Genomic DNA, 14,266 nt, shown 5'->3' with positions numbered 1-14,266 from the left:
TGCCACCTCACTCCATCCCTGCCCGTCCGTCCCGGGAGAACGACCGATGTCCGCCACCACCACTGACACCAACGCCGGGGAATCCGCCGACCTCGCGCTGAAGATCCTCGTCGCGGGCGGCTTCGGCGTCGGCAAGACCACGCTGGTCGGAGCGGTCAGCGAGATCCGGCCGCTGCGCACGGAGGAACAGCTCAGCGAGGCCGGGAGCAGCGTCGACGACACCGAGGGCGTCGCCCGCAAGACGACCACGACCGTCGCCATGGACTTCGGCCGCATCACGATCCGGTCGGGGCTCTCCCTCTACCTGTTCGGCACCCCGGGCCAGGACCGCTTCTGGTTCCTGTGGGACGAACTGTCCCAGGGCGCGCTCGGCGCGGTCGTCCTCGCCGACACCCGCAGGCTCACCGACTGCTTCCCGGCCGTCGACTACTTCGAGCACCGCCGCATCCCCTTCGTCGTCGCCGTGAACTGCTTCCCCGGGGCGCGGTCGTTCGGAGCCCACGAGGTCTCCCGCGCGCTCGATCTCGACCGGGGCACGCCGGTCGTCCTGTGCGACGCGCGAGACCGCGACTCCGGCAAGGAGGTCCTGGTCCGGGTCGTCGAGTACGCGGGCCGCGTGCACACCGCACGCATGCTGGACTCGATCGGATGACCGCCCGTGCGGCATCACGCGGCGGTCGCCGGCGAGGCACCTCGCAGCGGGCGCAGCCTTGCCGTGGGCGCACACGTGCGAAAGGCTTACGCACGAACGAGACCACGGGGCGTACGAGCGGGGAGGGGCCGGCCATGGCGTTGGACAAGGGACTCGACTGGCTGCTGGACGACCTGACGGAGCGGATCGACCACATAAGGCACGCACTCGTGCTCTCCAACGACGGCCTCGTCACCGGCGCGAGCACGGGCCTCGCCCGTGAGGACGCGGAGCACCTGGCGGCGGTCTCCTCCGGCCTGCACTCCCTCGCCCGCGGTTCCGGGCGTCATTTCCGGGCCGGCCAGCCGCGGCAGACCATGGTCGAGTTCGACGAGGCACTGCTGTTCGTGACAGCGGCGGGCGATGGCAGTTGCCTGTGCGTGCTCAGTGACGCCGAGGCCGACGTGGGCCAGGTCGCCTACGAGATGACGCTGATGGTCAACCGGGTCGGCGAGCACCTCGGTGTCGAGGCGCGTCAGCCGGGCAACCCCGTCTGACCTGCGCGGACAAGGTTTATCCACAGGCCCTGCGGGAGGTCGCGGCGGCGGGCTACGGTCATCACCGGGAGTATGCACGCTCTACGGGGGAGACCATCATGACCACACAGCACGCGCCGTCGTACGCGCCAGGGGACGCGACGCACGGGCCACGCTGCGGAGTTCGGCTTCCGGCGGTTCACGGCACGGCGGCACACGGCACGGCCCAGGCGGCGGCGCACGGCACGGCCCAGGCGGCGGCGCACGGCCTGGCGCTGAGCCGGGCGGCAGAGGAAATGGGCCTGAAAAGCGGTGAGTTGGCCCTCGCCGTCCAGCTGGGCAAGGTGCGCTCGACAGCGGATGCTAGCGGGGGGCCGCCCAGGATCGCCCGATCCGAGATCGACCGGCTCCGGGCGGCCGAGGGCTTCCCGGACACGCTGCGGGAGCGCGTCAGGACGGTCGGCACCAGCGAGGCCGCCGAGCTCCTCGCGATCAGCCGTCACCGCTTCACCGGCCTCGCCCGCACGGGCCACTTCGTCCCGGTGCGCTTGTGTCTCAACCGCTACCACGCCGTCGTCTGGCTGTATCTCGCCTGCGAGCTGCGCGACTTCGCCCACGACCACGCCGAGCTGCTCACCGGGCGGATGCCACCCGCTGTGCGAGCGGCGCTCGAGGCGGGCGAGGACCGCCGCCCGCGGAACTGGCGCGGCCGGAAGCTGGGACTCCTGCTGCGGTCCACCGCGGACCCCTGGGTGCGGGCGGCCGCCGTCGCCGCGATGCTCGACCCGGTGTCCCTCGCCGAGGTGGTCCCCGACCCCTACGAGCGGTCCCACCTGCGGGTGCTCCGGCCCGACCTGCTGCCCGGCGGCAGACCCCAGTCCCCGGCAGGCCGGGACCTGGTGGACCGCCTGCTGCGCGCGGACCACCCCGACGAGATCCTGTGGCACCGGGTGAGCCTGGCCGACGCAGTGCGCGAGGCACGTCGGGCCGGCCCCGCTCCGAGGCCCGGGCCGGCCGCAGGCCCGACGGCCGAGTCACCGGACGGGCCCAGCGGCGCCGTTGCGCCTGTGGGCCTGCCGCGCCCAGCCGGGCGCCGGGCGCGGCACGCGGCCCCCGGCCGCAAGACCCGCCGACCCTCGCCACTGCCACTGCCACTGCCACTGCCGCGACGCACCCCCGCACCCTCCTCGACCGCCTTCGCCGCCGCAATCGGCAGCCCCAGACGTGAGCGGGGCTCGCCCGGCGGGGGACGGGCGGCTCCCGGGCACCGCACGCGGCTCGCCGGGGACGACGGCAGGCGCATGAAGCTGGACTGTGGGCCCGCTTAAGAAAACCTCGATGGACGCGACGCTCCGAGCTGGGCAGATTGGAGCGCGTCCACTGAGCGGGGCCGTATTTTCGGTATCCGGCCAGTCCCCGTCCCCATGCCTGGAGCCGCCCTGATGAAGGCACTTGTCAAGCAGCACGCCGAGCCCGGGCTGTGGCTCATGGACGTGCCGGAGCCGGAGACCGGCCCCGGCGACGTGCTCATCAAGGTGCTGCGCACCGGCATCTGCGGCACGGACCTGCACATCAGGTCCTGGGACGGCTGGGCGCAGCAGGCCGTCACCACGCCGCGCATCCTCGGCCACGAGTTCGTGGGCGAGGTCGCGGCGGTCGGCGCCGACGTGACGGACATCGCCGTCGGCGACGTGGTCAGCGGTGAGGGCCACCTGGTGTGCGGCAAGTGCCGCAACTGCCTGGCGGGCCGGCGCCATCTGTGCCGGAGCACCATCGGTCTCGGCGTGGGCCGCGACGGCGCCTTCGCCGAGTACGTCGCGCTCCCCGCGTCCAACGTGTGGGTGCACCGCACAGCGGTGGACCTGGACGTCGCCGCCATCTTCGACCCGTTCGGCAACGCCGTGCACACGGCTCTGTCCTTCCCGCTCGTCGGCGAGGACGTACTGATCACGGGCGCGGGCCCGATCGGCATCATGGCCGCCGCCGTCGCCAAGCACGCGGGCGCGCGCAACGTGGTGATCACCGATGTCAGCGAGTCCCGCCTGGAGCTCGCCCGGAAGGTCGGCGCCACCCTCGCGGTGAACGTCTCCCAGACCGGCATCGCCGCCGCCCAGCGGCAGCTGGGCCTCAAGGAGGGCTTCGACATCGGCCTGGAGATGTCCGGCCGGCCCGAGGCCATGCGGGACATGGTCGACAACATGACGCACGGCGGCCGGATCGCGATGCTGGGGCTGCCCGCGCAGGAGTTCGCGGTCGACTGGTCGAAGATCGTCACCTCGATGATCACGATCAAGGGCATCTACGGCCGCGAGATGTTCGAGACCTGGTACGCCATGACGGTGCTTCTTGAGGGCGGCCTCGACCTGACCCCCGTGATCACCGGCAGTTACGGCTACCAGGACTTCGACGCGGCCTTCGACGAGGCCGCGACCGCCCGCAGCGGCAAGATCATCCTCGACTGGACCGTCTGAGTCCCGGTCTCGCACCGAGTAACCGCTTCAAGGAGAACCCTCATGTACGCGTCCGTCCGCGACGACCTCCGCGCCACCCTCGACGAGATCCGCGACGCCGGTCTCTACAAGCCCGAGCGGGTCATCGGCACCCCGCAGAGCGCGTCCGTCGCCGTCACGGCCGGCGGCGCCCCCGGCGACGTGCTCAACTTCTGCGCCAACAACTACCTCGGTCTCGCCGACCACCCCGAGGTCGTCGCCGCCGCGAAGGACGCGCTCGACCGCTGGGGATACGGCATGGCCTCGGTCCGCTTCATCTGCGGCACCCAGGAGATCCACAAGGAGCTCGAGCAGCGTCTGTCGGCGTTCCTCGGCCAGGAGGACACGATCCTCTACTCCTCCTGCTTCGACGCCAACGGCGGAGTCTTCGAGACCCTGCTCGGCCCCGAGGACGCCGTGATCTCCGACGCCCTCAACCACGCCTCCATCATCGACGGCATCCGGCTGTCCAAGGCCCGCCGCCACCGGTACGCCAACCGCGACCTGGCCGACCTCGAAAAGCAGCTCAAGGAGACGCAGGACGCCCGCCGTCGCCTCATCGTCACTGACGGCGTCTTCTCCATGGACGGCTACGTCGCGCCGCTCGCCGAGATCTGCGACCTCGCCGACCGCTACGACGCCATGGTCATGGTCGACGACTCGCACGCCGTCGGCTTCGTGGGCCCCGGCGGCCGCGGCACCCCCGAACTGCACGGCGTGATGGACCGCGTCGACATCGTCACCGGCACGCTCGGCAAGGCGCTCGGCGGCGCGTCCGGCGGCTACGTCGCCGCCCGCGCCGAGATCGTCGAGCTGCTGCGCCAGCGCTCCCGGCCCTACCTGTTCTCCAACTCCCTCGCCCCGGTGATCGCCGCCGCCTCCCTGAAGGTCCTCGACCTGCTGGAGTCGGCCGGCGACCTGCGCGAGAAGCTGGCGGCCAACACCAAGCTGTTCCGCACCAAGATGACCGAGGCCGGTTTCGAGATCCTGCCCGGCGACCACGCCATCGCGCCGGTCATGATCGGCGACGCCGCGGAGGCGGGCCGCATGGCCGAGCTGCTGCTGGAGCGCGGCGTGTACGTGATCGGCTTCTCGTACCCCGTGGTGCCGATGGGCCAGGCACGCATCCGTGTCCAGCTGTCCGCCGCGCACTCCACCCAGGACGTCGAGCGTGCCGTCGCCGCGTTCACCGACGCCCGCCGGGCGCTGAAGGGCTGACACCGGAGGGGGCGCCCGGGCTGGCAAAATGGCCAGGTGATCGACCCCCGACGGCTGCGCATCCTGCGGGCCGTGGCGGACCACCGTACGGTGACCGCCGCGGCCTCCGCGCTGTACCTCACCCCCTCCGCCGTCTCCCAGCAGCTCAACGCGCTGGAGCAGGAGACGGGCCACACCCTGCTGATCCGCAGCGGCAGGGGCGTGACCCTCACGGCCGCGGGCGAGATCCTCCTCGCCCACACCCACACCGTCCTCGCCCAGCTGGAGCGTGCCGAGGCGGAGCTCGCCGCGTACGCGGGCGGGGCGGCGGGCGAGGTGACCGTCGCCGCGTTCGCCACCGGCATCGCGGAGGTGGTGGCACCGGCCATAGGGCGCCTCGTGGCCGACCACCCCGGCATCCGGGTGCGCGTACGGGACGCCGAGGGCGACGAGAGTCTGCCGCTGGTCCTCGACGGCGAGGCGGATCTCGCGGTCGCCGTCGAGTACCGGGGCGCTCCCGGCGCGGACGACCGGCGGCTGGCCAGGGTCCCGCTGTACGCCGAGCCGTTCGACGCCGTGCTGCGCGCCGACCATCCGCTGGCGGGCGGCGACGAGGTCGAGCTGGCGGAATTCGGCGACAGCGACTGGATCGGCCCCTATCCCGGCAACCCGTGCCACGACATGGTGCTGCTCGCCTGCGAACTGGCCGGCTTCCAGCCCCGGCTCGTACACCTGTCGGACGACTTCCGTGCCGTCGTCGCCCTCGCCGGCGCGGGAGCCGGAGTCGCCCTCGTGCCGCGCTCGGCACTGCGCGGGATGGAGCTGAGCGACACCGTGGTCCGGCCCGTGTCGGGACCGGCCGCCACACGCCGTGTGTTCGCCGCGGTGCGCCGCGGCGCGGAGAGCCATCCGCTGATCCGCCCGGTCCTCGACGCCCTCGCGCTCACGGCCGAGGGCCTGTCCACCGGCTGACGTCCCGGGAGTTCACCCGCGGCCGCCCCGCCGCGCGAGGGCCCCGGGCCGGCGGGATACGGCGCCGCACCCCGCCGGTGACAGGTCCCGCCCCGTCGAGCCGTAACCGCCCTCAGCCGACGGCAGCGCCGAACCACGTGGGCAGCCGGCCGAGCAGATCCTGCTGGTCTTCACCGACCCACGCCACATGACCGTCCGGCCGCAGCAGCACCGCTGGAACGTCCAGTTCCTCGCTGACGTCGACCACGTGGTCCACCCGGTCCGACCAGCCCGCCACCGACAGCCCGCCGGTCTGGTCGAGCAGCAGCCCGCGGCCGCCGCGCATGAGCTCGTAGAGGCGACCCCGCTTCAGCGTCACGTCCCGCAGCCGCCGGCCGAGCAGTTCGTGGCCCTCGCCGAAGTCGTAGCGGACCGCGATCGCGGTGATCTTCTCGATCAGGTACCGGTTCACCTCCTCGAAGTCCATCAGCTCCTCGACCAGCCGGCGCACGGCCCGTGGGCCCGGCTCGGGGGACAGCAGCTCCATCTGTGCGCGGGTGTTGTCCAGCACGGCGGCGGCCACCGGGTGCCGTTCGGTGTGGTAGCTGTCCAGCAGTCCCTCAGGCGCCCAGCCGCCCACCTCGGCGGCCAGTTTCCAGCCGAGGTTGAAGGCGTCCTGGATTCCGAGGTTGAGCCCCTGCCCGCCGGTCGGCGGGTGGATGTGGGCAGCGTCGCCGGCCAGCAGCACCCGGCCGACGCGGTACCGCTCGGCGAGCCGGGTGGCGTCGCCGAAGCGGGACAGCCACCGCGGTGAGTGCACGCCGAAGTCGGTGCCGGCGAACTCCCGCAACCGCTGCTTGAACTCCTCGAGGGTCGGCGAGACCGTGCGGTCCTCGGCCACCCCCTCGGCGGGCACGATGACGCGGTACGTCCCGTCCCCGAGGGACATGGTGCCGAACCGGAGATGGGTCTTGCGGACTTCGGCCACCACGGCCGCCATGTCCTCCTGCGGCGCGGCCACCTCCATCTCGCCCAGCAGCGTCTCGACCCTGGAGGGCTCACCGGGGAAGCCGACGCCGAGCAGCTTGCGCACGGTACTGCGGCCGCCGTCGCAACCGACGAGGTAGCGCGAGCGCAGCCGCGTGCCGTCGGCCAGCTCGGCGGTCACCCCGTCATCGTCCTGGTTCAGCCCGACCAGCTCGCAGCCGCGCCGGATCTCGGTGCCGAGCTCGGTGGCGTGTTCGGTCAGCAGGCGCTCGGTGATGCTCTGCGGGATGCCGAGGACGTACGAATGCGCGGTGTCCAGCCGGTCAGGCCACGACGTGCCGAGGGCCGCGAAGAAACCACCGGTCGCGAACTTCCGGCCGAGCGGGAGGAACCGCTCCAGCAGGCCGCGCTGGTCCATCACCTCCACACTGCGCACGTGCAGGCCGAGCGCGCGGGAAAGCCCGGTCGGCGCCGCTTCCTTCTCCAGTACGAGCACATGCACGCCGTGCAGCCGCAACTCTCCGGCCAGCATCAAGCCGGTCGGTCCGCCGCCGGCAATGATCACGTCAATCATTCATGCCCCCCAATTCGACACCTTGCGTTTCGGCCGGCTGCTCCGTGCAGACCGGTGGAGCGAGCGCCCGCACAGGGGCGCCCCGTCCCCGCACCCGACCCATACATCGACAAAAGCGCAGGTACTTCGTGAATTCCGTATTTCCGAAGGTTCTGGCTTCGATCGGAGATTCTGCGGCACGACCCGGGTCTTGCCGCAAGGCCCCCCGTGCGCTATAGGTTGAAAGTGGCAAGGAGCGGGAAACACACCTCCTTGCCTTTGTCTTTTGCCGTCCGCCATGGACGACGCCATGGACGACGCCATGGACGACGCCATGGACGGACCCATGGAGGGACGGCGCGCGGAACTGCCGCCCCCTCTCCACGTCGTCCCCCTCGTCCCCGTCGGCTCCGGCCCCGATCGGCCGCGGCCCGTGAGCTGGGCCGCGGCCGATGGATCACCGGTCGTCAGACGACCGCGCCGCTGCGGTCGCCGGCGCGAGCCGGGCGCCCGCCGCGCGCCCGCCCGGCCGGGCGGGACCGCTCCGGGCGGCGGGACTGGAGGATCACGGTGACCGGCATGGCCGTGAACACCGTGGACGCCATTCCCACCACCACGCCGGCCAGCAGCGCAACGGAGAAGTCGGTCAGCGAGTCGCCGCCGAGGACGGCGAGCGCGACGAGCACGAACAGCGCCCCCATGCCCGTGTTCACCGTGCGTGGCAGGGTCTGCGCCACCGCCCGGTCCGCGAGGTCCGCCCACGGGAGTGACGTGCCGGTACGGCGCAGTTCGCGCAGCCGGTCGAGCACCACGACCGTGTCGTTGACCGAGTAGCCGACCACGGTGAGCAGCGCCGCCAGGAAGACGCTGTCGACCGGCCTGCCCAGCCAGGCGAAGAGCCCCACCACCAGGAGCACGTCCTGCACCATCGCGACGACCGCAGCCGTCGCGAAGGTCCACCGGAACCGCACGCTCAGGTACACCAGTTGGGCCGCCACCGCGACGCCCAGGGCGATCAGCGCGTGCGTGCGCAACTCGCTGCCGAGACTGGGGCCGACCAGATCGTCCCGTTCCACCGTGACGCGCCCGGCCGGCCCCTCCAGCGCCTCGCGGATCCGCTCCTGCTGCCGGTCACCGGTCTCCTTGGTGCGCACGGACACACTGTGCTCGCCGGTCTTCTGCACCACCGCCTGCGGGAAGCCCGCCTCGACCACGGCCGCGCGCGCGGCGTCCGCGTCCACCGGCCGCTCGGCCGCGTACTGCACACTGCGCCCGCCGGTGAACTCGACGCCGAACTCCAGCCCGCGCACCCCGATCCCGCCGACGGCGAGCAGCAGCGCACCCGCGCACAGGCCGAGCCAGCGCCGCCGGTGCCGCATCAGCCGGGGCGTGCGCCGTGCGAGTCGCGCCCGCAACCGCCCGGTGGTCGCCATCCCGGTGAGCGCCGGCCGCCGGCGCACGAAGGGCGTGCGCACGGCCCATTCGGCGAGCAGCCGGGTGATCAGCATGGCGGAGACCATGGAGGCCAGGACACCGATCGCGAGGGTGACGCCGAAGCCCTTGACCGGGCCGGTGGCGAACACGAAGAGAAGACCGGCGGCGAGCAGCGTCGTCACGTTCGAGTCGGCAACCGCGCTCCACGCCTTGGTGAATCCGGTCCGCAGGGGCGGGCGCAGATCGCGGGGGCCCTTGGTCCGCCGCCCCCCGGGCCGCGTGTACTCCTCCCTGGCCCTTTCGAAGACGAGCACGTTGGCGTCCACGGCGATGCCGATCGCGAGGACGAACCCGGCCAGGCCCGGCAGCGTGAGGGTCGCGCCCAGTGCCACGACGGCGGCGTACGAGACGAGCCCGTACAGCGCGAGCGCGACGGTGGCGATGAGGCCCAGAAGGCGGTACACGACGACGATGAACAGCCCGGTGCAGACCAGTCCGATCACGGCGGCGAGCGCGCTCGCCCGGATCGCCTCGGCGCCGAGCGTCGGTCCCACGGTGCTCTGCTCGACCGTCGTCACGGGGACGGGCAGGGCACCGCCTTTGACGAGCGCGGCCAGGTCGCGTGCCTCGGCGGCGCCGAAGCCGCCGCTGATCTGTGCGGAGCCGCCGGTGATGCCCGTCCCGCACGGCACGCTGCTCTGCATGCCCGGGGCGGACACGATCCGGTCGTCCAGCACGATCGCCACCCGCCGGGCCGGATCCGCCGGCCCCGCACAGGCGGCATCGCCCGTCAGACGTGCCCACGTCTCACCCGCGTCGCCGCGGAACGACAGATCGACGCTCCAGCCCCGACCCGTCTGGGTGTCGAGCACTGCCTCGGCGTCCTCGACGCCGTCACCGGTCAGCGCAGCGGGGCCGAGCCGCAGATGGCCGCCGGGCGTGTCAGGGTCGGCGAGGACGCGCGACCCGTCCGCTGCGGGGCGGCTCGCCGGTCCGGGCGCCGCCCCGGTGACGGCGTGGAAGGTCAACTGGGCGGTGCGGCCGATGACATCGGCCGCCTTGCGGGGGTCGCGCACCCCGGGCAGTTCGACGACGATGCGCCGCTCCCCGGAGCGGGCGAGGGACGGTTCGGCGACGCCGAGACCGTCGACGCGGCGGCGCAGCACCTGCAGCGCGCGGTCGGTCGCCGCCGCGTCGGCACGGACGGTGGGGGAGTCCCGGGTCTCCAGGACGATCCGGGTGCCGCCGCGCAGATCGAGGCCGAGGCGGGCCGGGGTGGTGAGAGCGACGCCGAGGGATACGGCGACGACGGCGAGCGCGATCAGCGCACGCCACAACGTGGTACGGCGAGATGACATGAAGGCTCCACGAACGGTCCGCGGGACCGGGGCGCGCCGCTCGGTGGCGCACCCCCGCGCCGGCGGACGGGGACACAGGGAAGAGCGCCTCGTGTCCGGGGTGGCGCGGGCAGGCCGCGGCGCCCCGGAACAGCGGGCGCGGGAACGTCAGCTGTGCCGGGTGGAGGGAGGTCCGCGGGTGTGCCGCGGGTCGTAGGCGTCGCGCGGCGGAGCGCGCTCCTGACGCGGTCCGGCCGTCAGGCCCCCGCGCAGGGGGAGGGGCTGCACGGCGGTCACGGGACCCGTCAGCAGCGGAGGAGCGCCGGACAGTCGCACCGAGTGCTCGGCGGCCGCGTCGTGCTGCACCGCCTTCTCGGGCCCGGGCGCCGCCGGCGGCACCGCCCGTACGGTCTCGCCGCCGCCCGCTCCCGCCCGGGTGACCGCGGGGACCTGCTGCGCTGCCGCGGGGATCGCGCGGGCGGTGGGGCCGGGCGACGCGCCCTGCGGGCCCGGAGCCGTACCGGCGAGCGACAGGAGCAGCGACAGGACGCCGAGGAGCACGGACGGCAGGGCCGCCGCGAGGGCCCGGTGCGTGCGCTCGCGCATCCCCGCCCCCTCGCCGCTCGTTCCGTTTGCCGTCCGGCCCTGCCGCGGCTCAGCGTAGGCGACAGGGAGGGGCCACGGGGACCGGCACCTGTGACCGCTCGCCGGCCGGGCAGGGAACGCGTCATGGACCGCTGCGACACGGCACGGCCCGGTTGGCTTACGATCTCGGCGGGCGGCCGTGCTCCGGCGGTCGCCAGCCCACACCACTGGAGGTCACCGTGTTCGGGACGGCCCGCGGCCACCGCACCCACCGAAGCAGCTTCCGCTTCCGCGCCACCGCAGGTGCCGTGGCGGCCGGGATGTTCCTCGCCGTCGGCTGTGGCTCCTCCGACGACGGACCCGGTGAGGCGGCGGGGGGCGTCCCCGTGGTCGAGAAGGGCAAGCTGACCACCTGCACGCACCTGCCCTACCCGCCCTTCCAGTTCGAGCAGGACGGGAAGATCGTCGGCTTCGACGTCGCCCTGATCGACCTCGTGGCCAAGAACCTGAAGGTGGAGCAGAAGATCCTCGACACCCCGTTCGAGAACTTCAAGACCGGTGCCTTCCTCAACTCCGGCGAGTGCGACCTCGCCGCTGCCGGTATGACGATCACCGACGAGCGCAAGAAGAACGTGGACTTCTCCGTCCCCTACTTCGACGCGACCCAGGCGCTGCTCGCGACGAAGAAGAGCGGCGTGAAGACGCTCGCCGACATCAAGTCGCAGAAGAAGAAGCTGGGCGCGCAGGCCGAGACCACCGGCGAGAGCTACGCCAAGAGCGAGGGCTTCGACCCCGTCGCCTTCGAGAGCTCCGACGCCGTCCTCAACGGCCTGCGCACCGGTCAGGTCGACGCCGTCGTCATCGACTACCCGGTCGTCCAGGGCTGGCTGAAGGACAAGGCGAACGCCGCCCAGTTCGTCCTCGGGGAGAACATCGAGACCGGTGAGCAGTACGGCTTCTCGGTGAAGAAGGGCAACGACAAGCTGCGTGCCGCGATCGACAAGGCGATCAAGGACGCCCGCGCCGACGGCACGTACGACAAGCTCTACGAGCAGTGGATCGGTCCGCTGCCCAAGGACGGCTCGTGACCTCACGTCTCACCCGGCGCCAGCGGCGCCGGGTCTCGCAGGGCATTCAGTACGCGGTGTTCGTGGGGGTCCTGGTCGTCATCGGCCTGCTGGCCGACTGGGACCGCCTGCAGAACCAGTTCGCGCAGCAGGACCTCGCCGAGGAACTGTTCCCGGACATCATCACCACCGCGCTGCGCAACACGGTGGTCTACACCGTCTCCGGATTCGCCTTCGGCCTGGTCCTCGGCCTGGTCATCGCGCTGATGAGGCTGTCGTCCGTCGCCCCCTACCGGTGGGTGGCGGGCGTCTACATCGAGATCTTCCGCGGACTGCCCGCGCTGCTGATCTTCATCTTCGTCGGTGTCGCGGTCCCGCTCGCCTTCCCCGGCACGGAGATCCCGGGCGGTACGTACGGGAAGGTCGCCCTCGGCCTCGGCCTGGTCGCCGCCGCGTACATGGCGGAGACCATCAGGGCGGGCATCCAGGCGGTGCCCAAGGGGCAGATGGAGGCGGCCCGTTCGCTGGGCTTCTCGCACGCCAGGGCCATGGTCTCGGTGATCATCCCGCAGGCGTTCCGCATCGTGATCCCGCCGCTGACCAACGAACTGGTGCTGCTCTTCAAGGACTCGTCGCTCGTGCTGTTCCTCGGCGTCACGCTGAACGAACGGGAACTGACCAAGTTCGGCCGGGACCTGGCGAGCCAGACGGCCAACTCCACACCGATCCTGGTCGCCGGCCTGTGCTATCTGCTGGTGACCGTGCCGCTGAGCTTCGTGGTGCGCCGCCTCGAAGCCCGCGCCGACAGGGCGAAGTGAGGAACGGATGCCCAAGAAGCCGACACAGGCGGGGAGCGGGAGCATGAGCGACACGGGCCGCCCCGAGATCGAGATCCGCGGGCTCCACAAGTCCTTCGGCGACAACGAGGTCCTGCGCGGCATCGACCTCGACATCGCGGCGGGCGAGGTGGTCTGCGTCATCGGCCCCTCGGGGTCCGGGAAGTCGACGCTGCTGCGCTGTGTGAACCTGCTGGAGGAGCCCTCGAAGGGCCAGGTCTTCGTCGGCGGCACCGAGGTCACCGACCTCGACGTCGACATCGACGCGGTACGCCGCCGGATCGGGATGGTCTTCCAGCAGTTCAACCTCTTCCCGCACGTGAACGTGACGGAGAACCTGACTCTGCCCCAGCGGCGGGTGCTGCGCCGGGACAAGGCGAAGGCAGCCGAGGTGGCCCGGCGCAACCTGGAGCGGGTCGGTCTCGCGGACAAGGCCGACGCGTTTCCCGCGCAGCTGTCCGGCGGTCAGCAGCAGCGGGTGGCGATCGCCCGCGCGCTGGCCATGGACCCCGAGGTCATGCTCTTCGACGAGCCGACCTCGGCGCTCGACCCGGAACTGGTCGGCGACGTCCTCGCGGTCATGCGCCGGCTGGCAGCCGAGGGGATGACCATGATGGTCGTCACGCACGAGATGAGCTTCGCCCGGGAGGTCGCCGACCGGGTGGTCTTCATGGACGGCGGAGTGATCGTCGAGCAGGGCCCGGCGGAGCAGGTCGTGGGCAACCCCCGGCACGAGCGGACGCGCGACTTCCTGATGCGGCTGCTGGATCCGGCGGCGGCCGAGCAGCCCGGCGCCGAGGGAACGGCGGACGGTCCGGACAAGGAACACTGACGCCGGTCCGATGGACCGGACGGCCCCGGCCGGGAGGGGGATTGCCCGGCCGGGGCCTTCACGGTGGTCCGTTCCCCCGGTCAGCGTCCGGGGCACTCCTTCCACGCCAGGTGGTAGATCGTGCTGATGTCACCGTCCGTCGAGTCCATGGTCATGTAGCTCGTCGCCGCGGGGGCCGACGCGCCCGCGCTGACGCGCAGCTCGGTGTTGATGTTGAAGTTCCGCTGCACCCCGCAGGGCGCCCACACCAGCTGGGCCCAGTCGGTCTGGTCGGTGGCCTGCCAGTTGTCCTCGTACGGGCCCCGGAACGTGTGCGTCCGCGAGGCGGTGTTCGGCGATCCCTGGAAGTAGTACGAGGCCTTCTCCGTACCGCTCGCGCCGGCCTGCAGCGAGGCGTAGCCGCGGTAGTCGGCGCTGGCGACGGCGTAGGTGAAGCCCTGGGGGACGTGGACGACGAGGTTGAGCTGACAGTTCTTGCGCGACGCGGTGGGCGAGGAGCCGCCGCCCACCTGGGCGAGGTAGTCGCTGTACGTCACGGTGAAGGCGGTGTTGTCCTCCGAGACGGCGACGGCGGCGGTGCCCAGGGGGCATCCCGAGCCGTTGACGGTCGCGACGTCGATGACGATCTTGTCGGGTGGCGGGTCGGTGATCCCCGACGGGCTGTGCTGCGCGGGCAGTGCCGAGGCGAACAGAGCGGCGACCGCTCCGCTCACCAGTAGACCGGCGTTCATGGTTCTCCCATCCATTGCTTTCGGTGCCAGGTGCCGGGCATGCCTGAGGAGCCCGGCGCGAGGTGGGGGGTGCGGCCCGCCCGGGGGGGCGGCCCGGCGT

13 protein-coding genes are annotated in these 14,266 nt (G+C 72.2%); 9 read left to right on the top strand and 4 right to left on the bottom strand.

What is annotated here, in order from left to right:
• Positions 1-46: 46 nt before the first annotated feature.
• From AB0K02_RS13885 to AB0K02_RS13860, 6 genes are all read left to right on the top strand, one after another.
• On the top strand, positions 47-652 hold the full coding sequence (locus AB0K02_RS13885) for an ATP/GTP-binding protein (RefSeq protein ID WP_365992617.1): 606 nt from the start codon (positions 47-49) through the stop codon (positions 650-652).
• Positions 653-786: 134 nt separating this feature from the next.
• On the top strand, positions 787-1,188 hold the full coding sequence (locus AB0K02_RS13880) for a roadblock/LC7 domain-containing protein (RefSeq protein ID WP_365992616.1): 402 nt from the start codon (positions 787-789) through the stop codon (positions 1,186-1,188).
• 98 nt (positions 1,189-1,286) lie between these two features.
• Positions 1,287-2,495, top strand: coding sequence for a DUF6397 family protein (locus tag AB0K02_RS13875; RefSeq protein ID WP_365992615.1), 1,209 nt, complete (start codon positions 1,287-1,289; stop codon positions 2,493-2,495).
• A gap of 114 nt (positions 2,496-2,609) precedes the next feature.
• A complete protein-coding gene (gene tdh / locus AB0K02_RS13870) occupies positions 2,610-3,638 on the top strand; it encodes an L-threonine 3-dehydrogenase (protein WP_365992614.1) in 1,029 nt (342 codons plus the stop codon).
• 42 nt (positions 3,639-3,680) lie between these two features.
• On the top strand, positions 3,681-4,874 hold the full coding sequence (locus AB0K02_RS13865; protein WP_365992613.1) for a glycine C-acetyltransferase: 1,194 nt from the start codon (positions 3,681-3,683) through the stop codon (positions 4,872-4,874).
• A gap of 36 nt (positions 4,875-4,910) precedes the next feature.
• A complete protein-coding gene (locus tag AB0K02_RS13860; RefSeq protein WP_365992612.1) occupies positions 4,911-5,825 on the top strand; it encodes a LysR family transcriptional regulator in 915 nt (304 codons plus the stop codon).
• 112 nt (positions 5,826-5,937) lie between these two features.
• Here the strand turns inward: AB0K02_RS13860 and rox are convergent, their stop codons facing one another.
• The 3 genes from rox to AB0K02_RS13845 all read right to left on the bottom strand — a co-directional run bounded on the left by rox (position 5,938) and on the right by AB0K02_RS13845 (position 10,721).
• Positions 5,938-7,365, bottom strand: coding sequence for a rifampin monooxygenase (rox, locus tag AB0K02_RS13855; protein ID WP_365992611.1), 1,428 nt, complete (start codon positions 7,363-7,365; stop codon positions 5,938-5,940).
• A gap of 446 nt (positions 7,366-7,811) precedes the next feature.
• Positions 7,812-10,136: a protein translocase subunit SecD gene (secD, locus tag AB0K02_RS13850; RefSeq protein ID WP_365992610.1), complete on the bottom strand. Its 2,325-nt coding sequence runs from the start codon at positions 10,134-10,136 to the stop codon at positions 7,812-7,814.
• 147 nt (positions 10,137-10,283) lie between these two features.
• Positions 10,284-10,721 carry a hypothetical protein gene (locus tag AB0K02_RS13845; protein ID WP_365992609.1) on the bottom strand — a complete coding sequence of 146 codons (438 nt, stop codon included), beginning with the start codon at positions 10,719-10,721 and terminating at the stop codon, positions 10,284-10,286.
• A gap of 299 nt (positions 10,722-11,020) precedes the next feature.
• On the opposite strand from AB0K02_RS13845, the gene AB0K02_RS13840 reads away from it, so the two are divergent.
• Genes AB0K02_RS13840 through AB0K02_RS13830 form a run of 3 tightly spaced genes read left to right on the top strand, consistent with a single transcriptional unit; the run spans position 11,021 to position 13,435 of the window.
• Positions 11,021-11,788 carry an ABC transporter substrate-binding protein gene (locus tag AB0K02_RS13840; RefSeq protein ID WP_365992783.1) on the top strand — a complete coding sequence of 256 codons (768 nt, stop codon included), beginning with the start codon at positions 11,021-11,023 and terminating at the stop codon, positions 11,786-11,788.
• On the top strand, positions 11,755-12,585 hold the full coding sequence (locus AB0K02_RS13835; RefSeq protein WP_365992608.1) for an amino acid ABC transporter permease: 831 nt from the start codon (positions 11,755-11,757) through the stop codon (positions 12,583-12,585). Before AB0K02_RS13840 ends, AB0K02_RS13835 begins: the two co-directional genes overlap by 34 nt.
• Positions 12,586-12,628: 43 nt before the next feature.
• Positions 12,629-13,435 carry an amino acid ABC transporter ATP-binding protein gene (locus AB0K02_RS13830; protein ID WP_365992607.1) on the top strand — a complete coding sequence of 269 codons (807 nt, stop codon included), beginning with the start codon at positions 12,629-12,631 and terminating at the stop codon, positions 13,433-13,435.
• Positions 13,436-13,515: 80 nt separating this feature from the next.
• Here the strand turns inward: AB0K02_RS13830 and AB0K02_RS13825 are convergent, their stop codons facing one another.
• Positions 13,516-14,166, bottom strand: coding sequence for a DUF4360 domain-containing protein (locus AB0K02_RS13825; protein WP_365992606.1), 651 nt, complete (start codon positions 14,164-14,166; stop codon positions 13,516-13,518).
• Positions 14,167-14,266: the final 100 nt, after the last annotated feature.

It is taken from the genome of Streptomyces sp. NPDC049597, assembly GCF_040675505.1.
GTDB lineage: Bacteria > Actinomycetota > Actinomycetes > Streptomycetales > Streptomycetaceae > Streptomyces.
The sequence above is the reverse complement of the archived record's forward strand: the minus strand, read 5'-3'. Positions and strand labels throughout refer to the sequence as shown.

Bases quoted from the DNA above. Each gene is read 5' to 3' on its own strand.
- AB0K02_RS13840 (WP_365992783.1), top strand. From the start codon at position 11,021: ATGTTCCTCGCCGTCGGCTGTGGCTCCTCCGACGACGGACCCGGTGAG.
- AB0K02_RS13825 (WP_365992606.1), bottom strand. From the start codon at position 14,166: ATGAACGCCGGTCTACTGGTGAGCGGAGCGGTCGCCGCTCTGTTCGCC.
- AB0K02_RS13875 (WP_365992615.1), top strand. From the start codon at position 1,287: ATGACCACACAGCACGCGCCGTCGTACGCGCCAGGGGACGCGACGCAC.
- AB0K02_RS13865 (WP_365992613.1), top strand. From the start codon at position 3,681: ATGTACGCGTCCGTCCGCGACGACCTCCGCGCCACCCTCGACGAGATC.
- rox (WP_365992611.1), bottom strand. From the start codon at position 7,365: ATGATTGACGTGATCATTGCCGGCGGCGGACCGACCGGCTTGATGCTG.
- secD (WP_365992610.1), bottom strand. From the start codon at position 10,136: ATGTCATCTCGCCGTACCACGTTGTGGCGTGCGCTGATCGCGCTCGCC.
- AB0K02_RS13845 (WP_365992609.1), bottom strand. From the start codon at position 10,721: ATGCGCGAGCGCACGCACCGGGCCCTCGCGGCGGCCCTGCCGTCCGTG.
- tdh (WP_365992614.1), top strand. From the start codon at position 2,610: ATGAAGGCACTTGTCAAGCAGCACGCCGAGCCCGGGCTGTGGCTCATG.
- AB0K02_RS13830 (WP_365992607.1), top strand. From the start codon at position 12,629: ATGAGCGACACGGGCCGCCCCGAGATCGAGATCCGCGGGCTCCACAAG.
- AB0K02_RS13880 (WP_365992616.1), top strand. From the start codon at position 787: ATGGCGTTGGACAAGGGACTCGACTGGCTGCTGGACGACCTGACGGAG.
- AB0K02_RS13885 (WP_365992617.1), top strand. From the start codon at position 47: ATGTCCGCCACCACCACTGACACCAACGCCGGGGAATCCGCCGACCTC.